This window comes from Pectobacterium araliae (genome assembly GCF_037076465.1).
Lineage (GTDB): Bacteria > Pseudomonadota > Gammaproteobacteria > Enterobacterales > Enterobacteriaceae > Pectobacterium > Pectobacterium araliae.
The window spans coordinates 1,719,160-1,738,558 of record NZ_AP028908.1; the positions used below are offsets into that span (position 1 = coordinate 1,719,160).

The following is a 19,399-nucleotide window of genomic DNA, read 5'->3' on the forward strand; positions in this document are numbered from 1 at the left end:
TACTGGGAGTGGCGCAATATTATGCGGATACTTGTATTGATAAAATCAAATTATATAGAATCCAGCTATCGATTACGTGAATGCAACATGGAGGCGGAGATGCGCTATAAAGGCCTTGATCTCAATTTACTGGCAGCGCTTGAGGTGCTATTGACTGAGCAAAGCGTTAGCCGTGCAGCGACAAAAATGCATTTAAGCCAGTCTGCGATGAGCAACGCATTATCACGTCTGCGTGAACGGTTTTCTGATGAATTGCTGGTACCTGCCGGGCGTGGATTTCATCTTTCACCTCGGGCACATCGCCTCCTCCCCGAAGTTCGTGCGATTATGGCGCGCATTGACGGGGGCGTTCTGAGTCGATGCTCTGCCAGTCCGGCGATGGCCAAAAGGCATATTCGGTTGATGGCTTCAGACTATGTCTCTCTGACCGCACTGGCTGAGGGTTTAAGCAAATTGTCGGTTGAAGCACCCAATCTGACGTTTGACATTATTAAAATGACCGATCAACCATTCAGATATATCGAACAGTATGATATTGACCTGCTGATTACATCCGACCTCTATATTTCGCATAAACATCCGTCGCAACCGTGGTTTTGCGATGATTACGTTGCGCTCGTCTGCTCTCATGGGAAATGGACATCCCAAAACTTTGACAGAGATTCCTTTACAGTTGCTCCACAGATTGCAGTCAGATTTGAACCTCGGGGAAACCAGACCCATGACGAAAACTTGTTGAGCACTTTGGGAATTATGAAGAACACGGTACTGACGATATCCAGTCATGCGCTTATCCCCTATTTTCTGGTAGGTACAGACAGGGTCGCCACACTGCAACGCAGACTGGCAGCAATCTTTATGCAACAGTTCCCCTTACGACTAATTGAATTACCAGTCGTTGTGCCACCGATTAAAGAAGTATTTCAGTGGCACCAGAGTAATGATGGTGATCCAGTTTTGGATTTTGTGCGTCACAAGCTTTTGTCCCTGATGGATGGCTGTTAATGATGCTTATCTAATAAAGGAAGAATCAATATCACTACTCATGCATATTCCGATGATTCCGGTCATTGATTTCGCCGATTTCGACTAAAAAATAAGCCGTATCAGCAGAGGCTGATACGGCTTTGAGGTTTCCGGGCGAGTAATTTAAAAGTCAGGCGGCGATGTGACGCTTTTTACTACCCTGAATATAGGGTGGTATATAGTATTCACGGCACATATCCAGATAATCGGACCACCACTGCATCATCGCCGTACGGGCTTCCAGATGTTCTGCCTTGTGAATATAAGCCATACGCACGGTATTGCGCTCCTGATGACTCATCTGGCGTTCTACTGCGTCCTTTGCCCATAAACCCGATTCCATTAACGCACTGCATGCCATCGCACGAAAGCCGTGGCCACAGATATCCTTTTTCGTGTCGTAGCCCATCACCCGCAATGCCTTGTTGATCGTATTTTCACACATTGGCTTATACGGGTTATGGTCGCCAGGGAAGACCAGTTCATTATTACCGGTGATATCCTTAATCTGTTTCAAAATGGTGATGGCCTGTTCTGAGAGGGGGACAATATGCGGCATTCGCATTTTGGCCCCGCGCCCGGAATAACGCACGCCAATAATGGGTTCTCGCGTCGCGGGTATCGTCCAGACTCTGTTCGTGAAATCAATCTCTGACCAGCGGGCAAAACGCAATTCACTGGAGCGGATGAACAGATGCAGCGTCAGCAGGACTGAAAGCCGGGTCAGTTCCCGTCCCTGATGATAACTTTCAATGCGTTCAAGCATTTCAGGGAGGCTCTCCAGCGGCAGGGCCGGATAGTGGCGTCTAACAGGTGGTATTGTGACGCCCTCAAGGTTTACTGCCGGGTTTGTGTCGATTAACCCCTGATGGACTGCATGACGCATGATGTTATTGAGGTACTGCCGCGTGCGGGAAGCGACCTCCAGCAGCCCTTTTTCCTCAATCCCTTTTAGCAGGTCAATAAAATGACGGGGTTTAAGTTCTGATACTGACTTGTGTCCGATAACCGGAAAAACATGATTGTTCAGGCTGGCGAGCAGGCGGTCAGCGGTATTCTGCGACCACTTTTTATTGCTCTTGTGCCACGCCAGCGCCACGTTTTTAAACACTGTTTCCGGTCTGCGTGAGCTGCGCTCAGTGGCCCGCTGCTGTGCCGGGTTAATGTTCAGCGCCAGCATCTTACGGATACCTTCACGTTGCTGTCGCGCATCAGACAGGGAAACGACCGGATAGGGCCCCAGTGCAATGCGGGATTCGTTACCGTTGATTCGATACTTGAGATACCAGTGGCGGGAACCGCCCGGTTTGACAAGAAGATACAGACCGTGGGAATCGGAGACTTTAAAGGGCTTATCAGAAGGTTTAAGAGTGCGGATTTTCGCGTCGGTAAGGGACATATGGGGGTCACTCCATTATCGAACTAACCTGACCCCAGATTTGACCACCAATTTTTCCCGATGCGGAGGGTTAAATCAAAATACATCGGGAAGACTTTTCACGCTAACCTCTTGAATCATAATCAGATAAGGATTCGTAAGGAGGCATGAAAATAAAAAATTGGCTCCTCTGACTGGACTCGAACCAGTGACATACGGATTAACAGTCCGCCGTTCTACCGACTGAACTACAGAGGAATCGTGTGAACGGGGCGCATGATATCCGCCACCCGCGGTGCTGTCAACGGCAAAATCAGCTTTATCGTCTGACTGTTTAGGCTATGTACAATTCGCTGTTTTTTTATGAGTTAGTAAATCGATGGTGCATGATAATTGGTGCTGTTTTGCCAGTTTTTTAGCCGAACGAGCGGATCTTGGCGATAGAATTTTTGGAAGCAGCGGTACAGATCTGGGAAGCGCTCTTCAAGAAGCTCGGGGGAGCTGAAGAAATATTCCGATAATACCGCAAAACACTCAGCTGGATCGTGGGCGGCGTAGGGGTCCATGCTGGCGGCGTCTTCTCCCACCAAATCGATTTCTTCCTGTAAAGCATCCATTGCACCATGTAAATGCTGCTCCCAGGCGGCAATATCGCGCAGTGGAATCAGGGGAACGCCCGTTGCTTCACCGCTGCTGCGAATGTCCAGCTTGTGGGCGACCTCATGAATGATGAGGTTGAAACCGGAGAGATCGAAGGAGTCCTGTACTTCCTGCCAATTGAGGACAATCGGCCCCTGATCCCAACTTTGCCCAGACTGTACCATTTTCCCCTTATGCACGAGCCCGATGTCATCCTGCCATTCTTCCTCTACAATAAATGGGCTGGGATAAACCAGAATTTCATGAAAGCCATCCAGAGCGTCAATGCCCAGCGATAGCACCGGCAGGGAAAACAATAAGGCGATACGTTGCTGCATGAGTTCCGTTAACACCAGATCCTGCAATGGAATCAGACGCTTTTGTTTTAGAAGCAGTTCAGCAAGCGTGACCAACTGCTGAAGTTCCTCATCGTTTAAAGGCGCAAGGAGCGGGATAGAAATCGCAGCTTGCCAGTGTTCCAGAGTCTGCACCTGAGGTTGAGTGTTTTTCCACGGCCATTTAATCATTGTTATTGCTCGTTAAGTCGTCACTTGAATTTAAAGGCGAGGGCGGGTGTTGTTAAAATGCCGTAAAAGTGAGCATCATGGCAACTGCTAAACGAAGAGATACCGGAGCGGCTAAACGACCCGTCTCGAAAACTGGGGGTAGGGCAACGCTACCAGGGGAGTAACCCCCTCTCTCCGTCAACTATTCAAACAGTTACCACGCGTTTAGTCTGTGACGCTTCCCACACTTGGCTTTGGCTTAAAGTGGGCAGCTTAAATCCCCTTCTTTACAACTTAACATGTTTTTGAGTTCTTTTACGCGCTCAGCGGTTTTCTGTGTCAAGCATTGGGAATACACCATGCCATGAACCGATCCTCCGGTTGTTGGAAAGGTCTGAAATTCACAGTCAGCGTCGCGATACGCGATCCACTTTCTCTGTGCTGACCTGAGCAAGGTCGTATGTTCTTCAAGAACCATGCGCTTTACGACGTCCTGATAAAGTCGATTAAGTTCACCATCCACTTTTTTATATTCATCAGCAGCGCACTGGTTCATCTCCAACTGTGTGTTGGCATTACCACAGTCTGCGGCTGTGGCTTGGGTGATGGGCAGTAGAACAAAGACAGCAATAGCGAGTTTTTTCATTATTTATCCTGGGTAAACAAATACTATGCATGAGTATACCCGTCATACTTCAAGTTGCATGTGCGTTGGCTGCGTTTGTTACTCGACTCATATTCATTTCTTTTTCATTAGGTGATTCCTGGCTATAAATCAACTGCTGGAAAGCAGGGCGTTTGGGCGTGTTGGCTAACGCTTCCTCAACTACATTAGCGACTTCTTTGATAAGGGGGAAACTTTTCAGGTACGAAGGATCGTTCTGTTCAAAATTAGGTAAAATTAGTTGGTCATCGGCTGGTTTTTTATCGCGAAGTATTAAGGTTTCAGGGCTTTTAAGTTGATGGATATCGCGAATGGCGCAAAGTTTTTTGGATACCTCAGCCTTTTCTTGATCGAAGGGAGTGAATTTAATCTCGGCCGTAGTCGTGTGGTCTGTAATATTCCCTTGGTTATCTATGGAATAACGACTGACCTCTTTACCTTGATGGTTTTTACAATCCAGAATCAGGTCTTGAATCTTTATAGAATATGGCGCGGCATATTTTTTATCTTTATAGGTTAAGGAATAATCGGTTGCCAAACGTATTTTAAGTATTTCGCCTTCGCGTTTACTCTTACTCACGTCAATAAAATATTGTTCTTTCAGGTTATTTCTAAGGGGGAGCGCAGTCCATGTTGGGGCTGAAATCGTTTGCTGGCACACATTCAATACGGGCTTTGTCTTGAGCAGACTGTCTTCATCGGGCTCAAAAGGGACGCCAGGAATATAACGGAGAATTGAGTTTGCGCCATAGACTCGAATATCAGATCGGGTAGCCGCTTTAATGGTAGAGAATAGCAGCGTCTTTTTATCCGTCGCGCAGTCTACATTGAGCCATAATTCGTTCACTTCGCCCGTATACATTGCTATACGGTAAAGCACATTAATGCTTTTCCCTACCTGAACCGTGCTATCGGGAATCCAGTCTATGCTTTTGAACATTTCTTGTGGTGAGGAGAGGGCGAAAGCGGAGGAAGAGAGCATCAACCCAACTGAGAATGCGGTTAACCGATTCATTTTAATTCCTTTTCAATAACCTATAAACAGGAAGATGTTACCCGAAGAGTAAATTTAAAAGCCAATTATTCATCCATTTGCCCAATTTCAGACGCACATATATGGGTGATCAGGGGTTGTGGAAAGCAGATTACAGAATGCGACATTACTGTTTGAACGGCTTCGCGCAATTTTCAGCCAAATGTAACAATTCGGCGGCGAGTGCGATACCCTTCGATCCTCTTCTAATTAATGGATAGCTGGAAAACGGACGCCAGTCTGGCGTATTCCTAGGCGAAGGTAAATGTGACCTTCTGATTACGTTGTCATGGATAAACCGCACCGTAGCCTGGCTCTGATGGATTACGGTGCGGTTTTGGGAGCGATAGCTTGCGTGAAACACGCCCTTTCTCTGCGGAGATTAGTCTCAATTATTCCGACGAATGCTGACAAATCGTGAACGCTGAACTATTTTTATAAGTAATTATCACGTACGGAGGTTGATATGGGATTTTGGCGCATTGTTCTGACTATTCTTCTGCCACCGTTAGGCGTGTTATTGGGGAAAGGGATTGGTGGGGCGTTTATTCTGAATATTATTCTGACGCTATTAGGTTATTTTCCCGGTTTGGTGCATGCATTTTGGGTGCAGACAAAAGATGATGGAATTTAATGGCTGAAAAAGCTGAATAACGGTCATGACGAAATAACGGGAGGCAAGTTGCCCCCCGTTATTTTTACGGATGTATAAGGCAGTGGATCAATAATAGCCAATCAGTTTCCACCACACTAAGCCGACGATAAAAATCAGGGCGACGTTAAATGTGACGATGCAGAAATTGATTTTATAGAAACGGTGGCGTTCAAAATATCCCTGAGCAAAGTAAATAGGGCCGGGGCCACCGCCGTATTCGGTATTTCCCCACATCAGATTGCTAAAAATCCCAAAACAGATGGCGACCATCATGGGTGGCGCGCCCGCGGCTATGGCGGTGGCAGCGAAGGGCGCATAGAGTGCGGCGACGTGACCAGAGGCGGTAGCAAACAGATAATGCACATAGATATAGAGAATGCCGAGAATAACGAAGGTTTCCATTGCGCCGAAACCCTGTATGGAAGCACCTAGCTTAACGGTCATCCACTCAATGAAACCAAGGTCAGACAATCCGGCGGCGAGGCTGATAATGACGCTAAACCAGATGACGGTATCCCAGGCTGCGCGATCGTTGAGGACCTCTTTCCACTGTACGGCCTGCGTAACAAACAGGTAGGCTACTAATGCCAACCCGACGGACGTGGCAGAGAAACCCGTGATCAGGCTGGTTCCCCAGCCAAGCAGCGCGAGCACGAAGCCAAAGGCCACTTTTTTCTCTGCCGGTTTCATGTTGCCTAATTCCGCTAGCGAGCGGCGTCCCATCTCCTTGGCTTCTGGCGTTTTTTTCAACTCTGGGTTCAGTATTTTATAAACCAGTAACGGCATTAGACAGAAACAGCACATTGCTGGCACGACAGCCGCAATAAACCAGCCGCCCCAGGTGATATCGACGCCTAGTGACGTTTTTGCCAGGCTGCCAACGAGCGGGTTGGCGGCCATGCCCGTGAGGAAGATGGCACCCGTGATCGGCGTAAACTGAAAGCAGACCATGATCAGAAAGTCTCCGATCTTTTTACCGCTGATGCCGGGTGTTGAGCCTAAGACTTCATTAATCGAACGCGCGATAGGAAAGATAATTCCCCCTGAACGCGCCGTGACGGAAGGCATGGCGGGCGCCATGATGAGGTCGGAAACGCCCAGTGAATAGGCGATCCCCAAGCTGCTCCCACCGAATAGTGACAGCATTTTGTAGGCGATGCGTTTTCCCAATCCAGATGTCACAAAGCCCAGAGAAAGGATATAAGCACAAAATATGAGCCAGACGGTGCCGCTGGAAAAACCCGCTAATGCTTTGGCTTCGGTTAAGGTTCCCGTGAAAATGGTGATGCAAAGAACAAGCAGCATAATTGCGCCCGATGGCAGGGGCTGCGTCAATATCGCTGCGATGGTGGCGGCAAAAATCGCGAACATATGCCATGCCTGCGGCGTAAGACCATCAGGAACCGGAGAAAACCAGATAATCAGACCCAGCAGGAGAGGAATAATAACCGCGACTATTTTTTTCTTGGTGGAGGATTCGGATGACATAATGTCTCCTTAATCGTGCAAGTAATGGTTATCCGCCATCTTTCCCGGCAACAGAGATCCTGCCCAGACGCGTTATTATCTTGCGTCTGGGACGTATCGATCTCAGTTTGTTAATTAGGGCGATATCGGATAATTACCGATGATGACTATTTTCTTTCCGTTTTATTGACTACCTGGTCAACCATTTCAGGGGCACTGCCCAAATAATTGACGGGGTTGGTCAGATCTTCGATTAATTTAGGCGCGAGTCGGCTGGCGACGCTGGGCATGGCATTAAGAACATCGGCCAGCGTGCCGCCTTTCTCATTAACGATGCGACAGGCATCGTAGACGATGTCATGCGCTTCCTGACGACCAATATACGGTGCCAGCCCCATCATCACGGCTTCAGCCACAATCAGGCCGTTTGTCATATTGAGGTTTTTCAGCATCATTTTCTCATCAACAATCAGGCCGTTTAGCATGAACTTGGCTTGATGAAGTGCGCCGGCAGAAAGAATGAAACTTTCCGGAATGGCGATCCACTCCGCATGCCACGGGCCTGTGGCGCGTTCCAGATCCTGCACCATCGCATCCAACATTAACCCTGCCTGTTGGCGAACGCCTTTGGAACAGGCCAGCATCAGTTCGCTGGAAATGGGGTTACGCTTTTGCGGCATGGTGCTGCTGGCTCCACGGCCTTTAACAAACGGTTCATACAACTCGCCGAACTCGTTGGAGGCCATCAGCATGACGTCATAGCCAATTTTCCCTAACGAACCTGTAATCACTGCCAGCAGGTTGACGGCTTCGGCAAATCCATCACGAGCGACATGCCAGGTTGACGTGGGAACGCCCAGGCCAAGCTCGGCCATCAGCGCTTTTTGTACCGCAAGCCCTTTATCGCCTAATGAGGCCAATGTCCCCGCAGCGCCTGCGAATTCGCCCACCAGCACGCGTGGGCGCAACTGCGCAAGGCGCTCGGCATGGCGGTCGAACATGTCCAGCCAGATGGCGGCTTTGTAGCCGAATGTAATCGGTAGCGCCTGTTGTAAATGGGTACGCCCAGCCATTGGCGTATTACGGTAACGCACGGCCAGTCCGGCCAAAATAGAACGCAGTGCGTCGATATCTGCTTCAATTAACGCGAAGGCATCACGGATTTGCAGCACCACGGCTGTATCCATAATGTCCTGTGTTGTTGCGCCCCAGTGGACATAACCACCAGATTGGCCAGCCTGTTTGGAAATTTGGTGCACCAGAGGCAGGATGGGGTAGCCCACAATTTCTGTTTCGTGGCGCAGCAGCTCAAAATCGAGCGTGTCAGCGTTACAGCTGGCGGTGATTTCTGCGGCCGCCTCTTCTGGGATCACACCACAACGTGCTTGTGCATTGGCGAGTGCAATCTCTACTTCTACATACTTACGGATGAGTTCCCGGTCATCGAAGATCGCCCGCATTTCTGGGGTACCAAATGAATCACGGAATAGAACTGAATCAAGCACATTCGAAGCCATAACGCCTCCTGAAGCGAGTGTATTAGTGATAAGATGCAGGCCATATCCGCAATAAAATGAAGCGTGTTTCCCTTGATAATCGATATGGCCTGAAAGGTTAAATATACGGACAGGTTTAAATGTCCGTACATGTTGTGCTTATGACAACATGTACGGACAAGTTAGGGGAGCACTGAAATGTTATTTTGTGATGCAGGGCATCAATATTGATTAAGAGCGTGAGCCGATGAAAGAACCTTTGTATAAGCGCATTGCCCGTGAACTCAGCCAAAGTATTACGCTAGGCCAGTATCCGGCAGGGTCGTTGATCCCCTCCGAGCTGGAGCTTTGTGAGCAGTATCAGGTTAGTCGGCATACCGTCAGGGAGGCGTTGCGTGATCTAACCGAAGCGGGGTTGCTATCCCGACGCAAGGGCGTGGGTTCCGTTGTTGTCGATAATGATGAAAAACGTGAACGCAACCATCCTCTGGCTAGCCTTGAGGATCTGTTCGTGCTGGCAAAAACCAATCTGCGCGTCGTGAAGAAGATTGATGAAATCGTGGCGGACGTTGAACTGGCACAAATTATCGGTGGTAAGCCGGGCGATCGCTGGCTGCATATTGCCAGCATTCGTGAAGACAGCGAGAAAAAGGACGCGCCAATCTGCTGGACCGATAGCTACGTTAGCCCGGATTATGCCAAGGTTAAAAGTCTGGTACGCAGCGATCCGTTTGCGTTGATTAGTGATTTGATTGAAAAGCACTATGGCGTGCAGGGTGAAGAGGTGCGTCAGACCATTTCTGCCGTTGGTGTTCCGGCCAAAATAGCGAAAACGCTGGGCGTTGATGTCGGTTATCCGGCATTAAAAATCATCCGCCATTATCTTGATCGCTCGGGAAACGTCTTTGAAACCACGGTGTCGATCCATCCGGCAGACCGATATACCTGCTCTATTACACTAAAACGCCAAACGGGAAACTGAACGTAGTCTGGTTGATATCTCATTGAAGCCAGCTGGTTTCCCATCTACATATGCCTGCATCATGCATGCAGGCACGATCTTTTTTCCTTGTCGCTATTGTGCGCGTACTACCTGATTACGCCCTTGCTGTTTGGCCTGATAAAGCGCGATATCGGCGCGGTTAATCAGCATATTGAGCGTCTCGCCAGCCCGATATTCCGCGACACCGCAGCTGACCGTCACCTGAATAGCCCCTTCACGGTAGGAAAGGGGCGTTATTTCTATATTCTGGCGTAGTGCCTCGGCGCGTTGTTGTGCGGCGTTGATGTCGCAATCGTCGAGTAGAATGACGAACTCTTCACCTCCCCAACGGCAGGGCTGATCGCTGGAGCGGGTATTGGCCGACAAGCGTGCGGAAATTTCTTGTAAAACCAGATCCCCAACGTTGTGACCGTACTTGTCATTGATTTTCTTGAAATGGTCAATATCAATGAGAAGAATGGAAAGCGATTTGTGCTGTAAGGCATTTTTCGTACCAAGGCGGCGGAATAAATAGTCAAATGCCTGACGGTTCATGAGGCCTGTTAATTTATCTGTTGTTGCCATTTGTTCCAGACGGCGTTGATATCCACCAATAGTCAGCCATAGCAGAAATAAGAAAAGGACGCTAACGAACGTACTGATACCCAGGTTTTTCAGCAGCGTGGCGAACAGTCGTTTTTCACTGGGGTGGCTGGTCTGTTCTACCATCAAATACCAACCGAATTCAGGGATTAGTCGGGTGTTAAGGAAAATACGTTCCCCGTCTGATTGATATTCATAAGCGCCGCCGGGGGCGGTTAGGATCGTGGTAGCAATATTGCCTAGCCCCAGCTGCTGCTGAATCTTGAGCGGACGGTGATAAGTTTCTCCATGTAAGGTAATGTTGCCTTCCTTATCAATGAAATAGATTGTACGGTTATAGCGCTGCTCATATTTTTCAAGGAGGTGTTTAACGCGGTCAACGGGAATACCGACGCCGGTAATACCGATAAAATTGCCGTCATAGTCCACGACTTTGTGATTAATCAGAATATCAAGGCGTGTGCGATTCTCTGGATCGAACGCGATATCGATGGCATAAGGCATCTCGTCCGATAGCGTTCGGTGTTGGAAATACCATTGATCATCTGGCGTATTCTCTGAGACGGTTTTCAGGATGCGCTGCTGATCGTAGTAACGCTTGGTTTTATCCGAAATGAAGAACGAAAATACGGTATCGAAGCGACGATCGATTTCTCGCAGGTAGCGAAACATGGCCTGCGGATCGTTTTCATCCTTCAGCACCCAGTCGCGTAAAAAGGTATCGTGTGCCATCAGCGACGAAATAAAGATAGGTTTGAGCAAATCTTGTTGGATTTCCGAATAGACGTTATCACTGGTTAGCGGCAGGGTATTTTCTTCGATTTCTTCTTCCAGTGATTCCTTCGCCACTTCATAACTAGTCCAACTGATAACAAGAAAAGCGGCGAGTAGCATGGAGCCGAGTATGATGATTGCGCGTGTTTTATCCAGCCAGCGTGCATGATTAATGAATCCAGTCTGCAAAATAATCTCCCCAGAGAACCATTTATGAGGTAGGTGAATAAACCGCTGTTTTCACCTAAAAATTGTGGTGCAACATTTTACTGGAATGGCGGTATAGCACAATTGGACGAGTGAATCGCTGACGCATAGCGTTCAGTATAGTGGTTACATGATGGAAGTATTAGAGCAGATTGCTGGAACGCAATGTTTTGTATTCAGGTGTTGTGAACGCCCTCCTGTCGGCTTGCTTATCCCTTTCGCGTTTTCAATATTCGTAAACAAACAGGGCACCATGCGGCATCCTGTTTGTTTATAAACAATGATTCAGCGGATTACTTAAATACGCGGAAACGTTCTTCAAAGGCGATATAGGTTTTCTCACCGGCGGGTTGTTCAACGGAACCGAATGGCATTTGAGCACGCAGCTTCCAACTGGCTGGTAGATTCCACTGTGCTTTGACGTCATTGTCGATCAACGGGTTGTAGTGCTGGAGTGAAGCGCCAATTTTTTCCTGTGCCAGCGTGGACCACACGGCAAACTGGGCGATCCCCGTTGAGTGCTCTGACCAAACTGGGAAATTATCGGCATAGAGCGCGAATTTTTCCTGTAGCGCTTCAATCACGGCGGTGTCTTCAAAGAACAGGACCGTTCCCGCGCCAGCGGCAAAGGAGGCCAGTTTGCTTTCTGTTGGGGCGAAAGCATCCGCAGGTACAATTTTCTTCAGTTGCTGTTTAACAATATCCCACAGTTTGTGATGCTGCTCGCCGAACAGAATCACAACGCGTGAGCTTTGTGAATTAAAAGAGGAGGGGCTTTCATTAACGGCTTCGGTAATGAGCGCGGTAACCTGATCTTCTGATATCGGTAACTTATTGCCGATGGCATAGATTGAACGACGGGCCTTGATTGACTGCAAAAAAGCATTACTCATGGTGTGTTCCTCAGTTTACGTGATGACTTACCTTAATACTGTGTCACTGATCTTTCCTGTGTTCAATGGGTTATCGTGCCGGATAGGTATCTTTTCCTGCTCCGCGTTAGCTGCCGCAGACGTCACAGCGTGGATTTTTCGGCAGCGTGATTTCACGAAATTGCAGCGTCATCGCGTCGAACATCAACAAACGTCCCGTCGTCAGCTTGCCATAGCCCGTTAGCAGTTTAATGGCTTCCATCGCCTGCAAGCTCCCGATCGTGCCCACCAGCGGCGACATCACACCCGCTTCGACACAGGTTAGCGCATTGGCACCGAACAGGCGGCTGAGGCAATGGTAGCAAGGTTCATCAGGCTGATAGGTAAAGACGCTGATTTGGCCTTCCATTCGAATCGCCGCCCCGGAGATCAGCGGTTTTTTGAGCTGAAAGCCAATACGGTTTAGGCGATCGCGGATGGTGACATTGTCAGTACAGTCCAGCACGGCATCGTGTTTGCTGACCAGCTCGCTCAATGCCTCATCATCGAGATCGCCATCAACGGCATCCAGTGAAAGGTGCGGGTTCATATCGGATAACGTCAGACGCGCCGATTCAACCTTCGCCATTCCGATACGGGCATCGCGGTGCAGAACCTGACGTTGCAGGTTAGACAGAGAAACGGTATCAAAATCCAGCAGCGTCAAGTGGCCGACACCCGCCGCCGCCAGATACTGCGCGGCGGCACAGCCCAGTCCGCCCAGTCCGACAATCAACAGGCGTGAAGCCTTGAGCTTTTCCTGCCCGTCAAAATCAAAGCCGCGCAGGACAATCTGTCGATTGTAGCGCAGCATTTCTTTATCGCTCAGTTCCGGCAACATACTCAGTGTCCCAGCAGGGCGTTGAAGGGCTCGATCTCGACCCATTCACCTGCGGCGACGTGACCGCGATCCTGCTCCAGTACGATGAAGCAGTTTCCTAGGCTGAACGAGCTAAAAACGTGTGACCCCTGATGCCCGGTGGTTTTCACCTCCAGTTCACCCTGCGCGTTGCGGCTGAAAATACCGCGCTGGAAATCGGTACGCCCCGGCGTCTTTTTCAGTGGGCTGATGGTTTTGACGCGCACTCGCGGTGGCTGGTGCCACTGTGTATAGCCAGACAGGCGAGCTAACAGTGGCTGAACCAACTGATAGAATGTCAGGGCTGCGGATACCGGATTCCCCGGCAGGCCGCAGAACCAGGCGTGCTGTAACTTGCCGAAGGCGAAGGGTTTACCGGGTTTGATAGCCAGCTTCCAGAAATGGATATCGCCCAGTTCATCCAGCATTTGCTTGGTGTAATCGGCTTCGCCAACGGAAACGCCGCCGCTGCTAATCACCAGGTCGGCACGCTGATCTGCCTCATGGAATGCGGCGCGCAGGGCTGTCGGATCGTCGCGGATAATCCCCAAATCGTGCACCTCGCAGCCTAGCTGTTCCAGCATCAACCGAACAGCGAAACGGTTGGTGTCATAAGTCTGGCCGTCTTCCAGCGGTTTGCCGACGGGTTGCAGTTCATCACCGGTTGAAAACACGGCGACTTTCAGGCGGCGCACCACGTCAATCTGCGCAATCCCCAGTGATGCCAGCAGCGGCAGTTCTGCCACGCCCAGTTTGCAGCCCGCAGGCAGCACGTTGGCTCCTGCCTGAATATCTTCTCCTGCCAGACGAATATTCTGACCGGGTTTAACCTCATGGGAGAACCGGATGCCGCCTTCACTCACGTCAGCCTGTTCCTGCATGATCACCGCATCAGTTCCAGCGGGGATTGGCGCACCCGTCATGATGCGAATACAGGTTCCAGCAGGCCATTCGCTGGTGAAGGGCGCGCCAGCGAAGGCTTTTCCTGCCAGCGGCAGCGGTGTGGTAATTGACAAATCGGCGCAACGGACGGCATAGCCATCCATCGCGGAATTAGCAAAAGGCGGGACGTTAATCGGGGAAGTAATGGCATGGGCGGTGATCCGTCCTGCGGCGTCGAACAGGGATACGCGCTCTGTTTCGGTAAGGGAAGGAACCTGAGAAAACATGTTTTCCAGAGCTTGTTCAAGAGTCAGTAAACCTGCGTTAACGCTTTCCATCTTTACTCCACCGTTTTTCATCAATACAGTTTGTTTCATGCCTATGGCTTGTTTGATTAGCACTGCATGTTCCGCCAACATGCTATTCATGAGCGAAAACCCGTTTCCTATGCCAGTATTAATTATGTCAGAGTTCGTAACGTGGGTGAATGTATGCAAGTCAAGGAATCCGGCTTTTGGCCTGTGAATCCCCGTTAGACGCTAGGCTGCATTGGCAGGGTTCAACACAGATGTTTTTCTCTTCAACTCGAACCATTTCGGGCAAAAGTGAGTGCATCTGCGGGAGATATCGTGCTTTATTAAGTCGCGTTATGACAATTAACTTAATGTTATAAAAAGAAATTTTTCATTGTCTTGATTTCAGTTTCCGCTTTACATCATACCTTGCGCTAAATATAGTCGAAAACCGCTGATAATTTGTTCCTGACCGCGTTGCGCTGATTCCAGCCGCATTTATAGGGAGGTTCGCCGTTCATGTCGCTCACACAGGATCATTATGCCTCGCTGTCTTCCTCTGTTCCGGGGCTGGTTTTGCCTGAAAAACGGGTGGTGGAAGTACGCAATCTGAGTGTCTATTTCGAACAGCAGGGGCAGCGGATGGACGCGGTACGCAACCTGACGTTTTCTGTTGATCGTGGTGAAACGCTGGCTATCGTCGGGGAGTCGGGCTCGGGTAAATCGGTAACGTCTCTGGCGCTGATGCGTTTGGTTGAACACGCGGGTGGCGTGATTCATCAGGGAGATATGCTCTTTCGCCGCCGCGATGGGCAGGTGCTGGATCTTCGCGGTGCTCGTCAGCGGGTGATGCGGACGTTACGCGGTGCGGATTTAGCGATGATTTTTCAGGAACCGATGACGTCGCTCAATCCCGTCTTCCCGGTCGGCGAACAGATAGCCGAGTCGATTCGTTTGCATCAGGGCATGAACCGGCAGGCTGCGCGAGCAGAAACCGTGCGCATGCTGGATCTGGTCAGAATCCCGGAAGCGCGTAATGTGCTGGATCGCTATCCTCACCAACTCTCTGGCGGCATGCGTCAGCGGGTCATGATTGCGATGGCGCTCTCCTGTAAGCCATCGCTGCTGATTGCCGATGAACCGACGACCGCGCTGGATGTCACTATTCAGGCGCAAATTCTGCAACTTATCCGTGTGCTACAGCGTGAAATGGACATGGCCGTGATTTTTATCACCCACGACATGGGGGTGGTGGCGGAAGTGGCTGAGCGCGTATTGGTGATGCACCGTGGAGAAAGCGTTGAGGCGGGAAGCGTAGGGCAGATTTTTACCGCGCCGCAGCACCCGTATACGCAGGGACTGTTGGCGGCAGTACCGGCATTAGGATCAATGCGCGGGCAACCCTTTCCGGCAAAATTTCCGCTACTGGATCAACGCGCGATGCCTATCACAGACAACGTGCCACAGGACACGGTGCTGGCGCATGCGGAGCCGATCTTACAAGTGAGCCATCTGGTGACGCGTTTTCCCATTCGCAGTGGGTTATTAAACCGCGTGACGCGCCAGGTACATGCGGTGGAAAACGTCAGCTTCGATCTCTGGCCGGGCGAAACACTTTCGCTGGTTGGCGAATCGGGCTGCGGCAAGTCCACGACCGGCCGTGCGTTGCTTCAACTGGTCGAAAGCCAGAAGGGCGATATTACCTTTAATGGCCAGCGCATTCATCAGTTGCAAGGTGCCGCATTGCAGCGTTTGCGGCGTGATATTCAACTGATTTTTCAAGACCCTTATGCGTCCCTGGATCCTCGTCTAACCGTCGGGTTCTCGATTATGGAACCGTTGCTGGTACACAACATTTGCCGTCGGCAGGAGGCAGAAAAGCGCGTTGAATGGCTCTTGTCGCGTGTGGGGCTGGAGCCGGAACACGCCCGACGCTATCCGCATGAATTTTCCGGCGGTCAGCGTCAGCGTGTTTGTATTGCCAGAGCGTTGGCACTGAATCCTAAAGTGGTAATTGCGGATGAGGCCGTATCTGCGCTGGACGTGTCGATTCAGGCGCAAATTATCAACCTGATGCTGGAACTGCAACGTGAGTTTGGCATCGCATTTTTGTTTATTTCACATGATATGGCGGTGGTTGAACGCATTAGCCATCGCGTCGCGGTGATGTACATGGGGCAAATTGTCGAGATCGGCCCACGGCAAGACGTATTTGAACGCCCTCGACATCCTTATACCCGCAAACTGATGTCGGCAGTGCCGATTGCCGATCCCTCCTCACGCCGCCAGCGTGAGCAGGTATTGTTGGTTGATGAAATACCCAGCCCGATCCGAATGATGGGTGATGAACCGATCACGGCGCCTTTGGTTCAGGTCGGTGAGCGACACTTTGTTGCGCACCATCCGATAGCCGGTGCTTATTAACAGGGATTCATAAGGAGAACGTAGCATGAGCGTAATGACGATAAAGCGACACTGGTTCCTGGCCGCAGGGGTAACCGCAGCGATGGCCGCCTCACCCGTCTGGGCAGCTAAAGATGCGGTTATCGCCGTGGGTTCCACGTTTACCAGCCTGGACCCGTATGATGCCAACGATTCGCTATCGCAGACGGTGGCGAAGTCATTTTATCAGGGGCTATTTGGCTTCGATAAAGAGATGAAGCTAGTGAATGTACTGGCGGACAGCTATGACGTCAGCCCGGATGGCCTGACGTATACCGTCAAGCTGCACCCTGGCGTTAAATTTCACGATGGATCGGCATTTAATGCCGCTGCGGTCAAAGTGAATCTGGATCGCGCCAGTAACCCAGACAATCGTCTGAAGCGATATAACCTGTTCAAAATGATCGACAAAACCGAGGCGGTGGACGATCTGACGGTGAAAATTACGCTGAAGACGCCGTTCTCAGCCTTCGTAAATAATCTGGCACACCCGGCGGCGGTAATGATCTCTCCGGCGGCATTAAACCAGTACGGTAAGGAGATCGGTTTTCACCCAGTTGGCACCGGCCCATATCGCTTTGTGGCCTGGAATCAGACTGATTTTGTCAAAGTTGAGAAATTCAGCGGCTATTGGAAAGCCGGGTTGCCTAAGCTGGACAGCATTACCTGGCGTCCGGTCGTGGATAACAACACGCGTGCTGCACTGCTGCAAACGGGTGAAGCGCAGTTTGCTTACCCGATACCGTTCGAGCAAGCCAAGGTGTTGGAGAAAAATGACAAGCTGGCGCTGGTGGCGTCACCGTCGATCCTGCATCGCTACATCAGCATGAATGTCACGCAGAAACCGTTTGATAACCCGAAAGTACGACAGGCGCTGAACTACGCAATTAACAAAGAGGCGCTGATTAAAGTGGCGTTCTCCGGCTACGCGACGCCAGCCGAAGGGCCACTGCCAAACAGTATCGATTATTCGGTAAAATATCATCCGTGGCCTTACGATCCCGCCAAAGCGCGTGAGTTGCTGAAAGAAGCAGGCTACCCGGACGGTTTTACCACCACGCTATGGTCGTCACATAACCACAGTACGGCGCAGAAAGTCTTGCAGTTCACGCAGCAACAGCTGGCACAGGTTGGCGTGAAAGTGCAGGTGACCGCGATGGATGCGGGGCAGCGTGCCGCTGAAGTCGAAGGTAAGGGTGTTAAGGAAACGGGTGTTCGCTTGTTCTACACGGGGTGGTCGGCCTCGACGGGCGAAGCCGACTGGGCGCTGTCGCCGCTGTTTGCCTCCGCTTCCTGGCCACCGGCGCAATTCAACACGGCCTTTTACAGTAACCCGCAGGTTGATGCGGATCTGGCTAATGCGCTGAAAACGACGGATCGAGCAGAAAAACAGAAACTGTACAAGGATGCACAGGACAAAATCTGGGCGGATGCGCCGTGGATTTTCCTGGCGACAGAGCGTTTGGTGTCGGCTAATAGCAAGAGGCTGACCGGATTCTATGTGATGCCGGATACCTTGTTTAGTTTTGATGATGCCGATCTGACGGAATAATCCAGTACGAAAATATGACCAGAGAGTCGGGTGGCCATGAGGCTGCCCGCAGTGGTTAATACTCGTCTACTTATAGGAGAGCCTGACGCATGTCTGTGGAAAACCGCTCATGCTGAATTATTTTATTAAACGGCTACTCGGGCTGATCCCCACGCTCCTGATTGTGATGGTGCTGGTGTTCCTGTTCGTTCATCTGTTACCCGGCGATCCGGCGCGTTTGGCCGCGGGGCGGGAAGCGGATGCCGTCGTTATCGAGATGGTACGGCAGGATTTGGGATTGGATAAACCGCTGCCGCACCAGTTCTGGCACTTCTTCACCCGTATCCTGCAAGGGGATCTGGGAACGTCGATCGTATCGAAACGCCCCGTCACGGAAGAGATCGCCATGCGTTTTATGCCGACCTTTTGGCTGACGGTGTGCAGCATGGCGTGGGCGGTGATATTTGGCATGGCGATCGGCATCGTCTCCGCTGTGTGGCGTAACGGCTGGCCGGATAGAATCGGCATGACGCTAGCGGTATCCGGCCTCTCTTTCCCCGCGTTTGCACTCGGCATGCTGTTGATGCAGATTTTTTCCGTCGAATTAGGCTGGCTGCCGACGGTGGGGGCGGATACCTGGCTGCACTATATTTTACCCTCGCTAACGCTGGGCGCAGCAGTAGCCGCGGTGATGGCGCGTTTCACCCGTGCATCATTTGTTGATGTTTTGCAGGAAGATTACATGCGCACGGCACGGGCAAAAGGCGTGCGTGAATCGCTGGTGGTGGTGAAACACGGACTGCGCAATGCATTGATTCCGGTCGTCACTATGATGGGGCTGCAATTTGGCTTTTTGCTCGGTGGATCCATTGTCGTGGAAAAAGTTTTCAACTGGCCGGGATTAGGGCGGCTGCTGGTGGATGCGGTGGAGATGCGCGACTATCCGGTGATTCAGGCCGAGGTACTGCTGTTTTCGCTGGAGTTTATTCTGATCAATCTGCTGGTTGACATGCTGTATGCCGCGATTAATCCAGCCATTCGTTATCAATAA

16 protein-coding genes and 1 tRNA gene are annotated in these 19,399 nt (G+C 50.7%); 6 read left to right on the plus strand and 11 right to left on the minus strand.

The genetic code is table 11. The annotated features are described in order from the left end of the window. Nucleotides 1-99: 99 nt before the first annotated feature. Nucleotides 100-1,005, plus strand: coding sequence for a LysR family transcriptional regulator (locus AACH44_RS07760; RefSeq protein ID WP_261848520.1), 906 nt, complete (start codon nucleotides 100-102; stop codon nucleotides 1,003-1,005). A gap of 151 nt (nucleotides 1,006-1,156) precedes the next feature. Here AACH44_RS07760 and AACH44_RS07765 read toward each other — a convergent pair whose 3' ends face one another. The 5 genes from AACH44_RS07765 to AACH44_RS07785 form a co-directional block, all read right to left on the minus strand. Next, complete coding sequence (locus tag AACH44_RS07765) at nucleotides 1,157-2,425, minus strand: tyrosine-type recombinase/integrase (protein WP_261848521.1); 1,269 nt, start codon at nucleotides 2,423-2,425, stop codon at nucleotides 1,157-1,159. Nucleotides 2,426-2,586: 161 nt separating this feature from the next. Then, a tRNA-Asn gene (locus tag AACH44_RS07770) sits at nucleotides 2,587-2,662 on the minus strand. A 110-nt stretch (nucleotides 2,663-2,772) separates the two neighbouring features. Beyond that, nucleotides 2,773-3,570, minus strand: coding sequence for a DgsA anti-repressor MtfA (gene mtfA, locus AACH44_RS07775; RefSeq protein ID WP_261848522.1), 798 nt, complete (start codon nucleotides 3,568-3,570; stop codon nucleotides 2,773-2,775). 238 nt (nucleotides 3,571-3,808) lie between these two features. Next, a complete protein-coding gene (locus AACH44_RS07780) occupies nucleotides 3,809-4,195 on the minus strand; it encodes a lysozyme inhibitor LprI family protein (protein ID WP_261848523.1) in 387 nt (128 codons plus the stop codon). Nucleotides 4,196-4,244: 49 nt separating this feature from the next. Then, the gene (locus AACH44_RS07785; protein ID WP_261848524.1) at nucleotides 4,245-5,228 is read right to left on the minus strand and encodes a hypothetical protein; all 984 of its coding nucleotides are present in this window, start codon (nucleotides 5,226-5,228) and stop codon (nucleotides 4,245-4,247) included. Between the two features lie 484 nt (nucleotides 5,229-5,712). Here AACH44_RS07785 and AACH44_RS07790 point away from each other — a divergent pair, with 484 nt between their 5' ends. Beyond that, a complete protein-coding gene (locus AACH44_RS07790) occupies nucleotides 5,713-5,880 on the plus strand; it encodes a YqaE/Pmp3 family membrane protein (protein ID WP_010280855.1) in 168 nt (55 codons plus the stop codon). 87 nt (nucleotides 5,881-5,967) lie between these two features. Here the strand turns inward: AACH44_RS07790 and AACH44_RS07795 are convergent, their stop codons facing one another. Together AACH44_RS07795 and AACH44_RS07800 are read right to left on the minus strand one after the other, a co-directional pair. Continuing rightward, nucleotides 5,968-7,389: an anion permease gene (locus AACH44_RS07795; protein WP_261848525.1), complete on the minus strand. Its 1,422-nt coding sequence runs from the start codon at nucleotides 7,387-7,389 to the stop codon at nucleotides 5,968-5,970. Nucleotides 7,390-7,535: 146 nt separating this feature from the next. After that, nucleotides 7,536-8,885, minus strand: a complete 1,350-nt coding sequence (locus tag AACH44_RS07800) for a class-II fumarase/aspartase family protein (protein ID WP_261848526.1) — start codon at nucleotides 8,883-8,885, stop codon at nucleotides 7,536-7,538. Between the two features lie 226 nt (nucleotides 8,886-9,111). On the opposite strand from AACH44_RS07800, the gene AACH44_RS07805 reads away from it, so the two are divergent. After that, nucleotides 9,112-9,846: a GntR family transcriptional regulator gene (locus AACH44_RS07805; protein WP_261848527.1), complete on the plus strand. Its 735-nt coding sequence runs from the start codon at nucleotides 9,112-9,114 to the stop codon at nucleotides 9,844-9,846. Nucleotides 9,847-9,939: 93 nt separating this feature from the next. Here the strand turns inward: AACH44_RS07805 and AACH44_RS07810 are convergent, their stop codons facing one another. The 4 genes from AACH44_RS07810 to moeA all read right to left on the minus strand — a co-directional run bounded on the left by AACH44_RS07810 (nucleotide 9,940) and on the right by moeA (nucleotide 14,420). After that, nucleotides 9,940-11,412, minus strand: a complete 1,473-nt coding sequence (locus AACH44_RS07810; RefSeq protein WP_261848528.1) for a sensor domain-containing diguanylate cyclase — start codon at nucleotides 11,410-11,412, stop codon at nucleotides 9,940-9,942. A gap of 311 nt (nucleotides 11,413-11,723) precedes the next feature. Beyond that, nucleotides 11,724-12,323: a nitroreductase family protein gene (locus AACH44_RS07815; RefSeq protein WP_261848529.1), complete on the minus strand. Its 600-nt coding sequence runs from the start codon at nucleotides 12,321-12,323 to the stop codon at nucleotides 11,724-11,726. Between the two features lie 106 nt (nucleotides 12,324-12,429). Continuing rightward, the gene (gene moeB / locus AACH44_RS07820; protein ID WP_261848530.1) at nucleotides 12,430-13,182 is read right to left on the minus strand and encodes a molybdopterin-synthase adenylyltransferase MoeB; all 753 of its coding nucleotides are present in this window, start codon (nucleotides 13,180-13,182) and stop codon (nucleotides 12,430-12,432) included. Between the two features lie 2 nt (nucleotides 13,183-13,184). Then, nucleotides 13,185-14,420, minus strand: coding sequence for a molybdopterin molybdotransferase MoeA (gene moeA / locus AACH44_RS07825; RefSeq protein WP_338659548.1), 1,236 nt, complete (start codon nucleotides 14,418-14,420; stop codon nucleotides 13,185-13,187). A gap of 474 nt (nucleotides 14,421-14,894) precedes the next feature. Between moeA and AACH44_RS07830 the strand changes: the two genes are divergently transcribed. The 3 genes from AACH44_RS07830 to gsiC all read left to right on the plus strand — a co-directional run bounded on the left by AACH44_RS07830 (nucleotide 14,895) and on the right by gsiC (nucleotide 19,399). Further along, complete coding sequence (locus tag AACH44_RS07830) at nucleotides 14,895-16,799, plus strand: dipeptide ABC transporter ATP-binding protein (RefSeq protein ID WP_261848532.1); 1,905 nt, start codon at nucleotides 14,895-14,897, stop codon at nucleotides 16,797-16,799. 25 nt (nucleotides 16,800-16,824) lie between these two features. Beyond that, nucleotides 16,825-18,369, plus strand: coding sequence for a glutathione ABC transporter substrate-binding protein GsiB (gsiB, locus tag AACH44_RS07835; RefSeq protein ID WP_261848533.1), 1,545 nt, complete (start codon nucleotides 16,825-16,827; stop codon nucleotides 18,367-18,369). A gap of 109 nt (nucleotides 18,370-18,478) precedes the next feature. Then, entirely contained in the window at nucleotides 18,479-19,399 is a 921-nt protein-coding gene (gene gsiC, locus AACH44_RS07840) for a glutathione ABC transporter permease GsiC (RefSeq protein ID WP_261848534.1), read from the plus strand.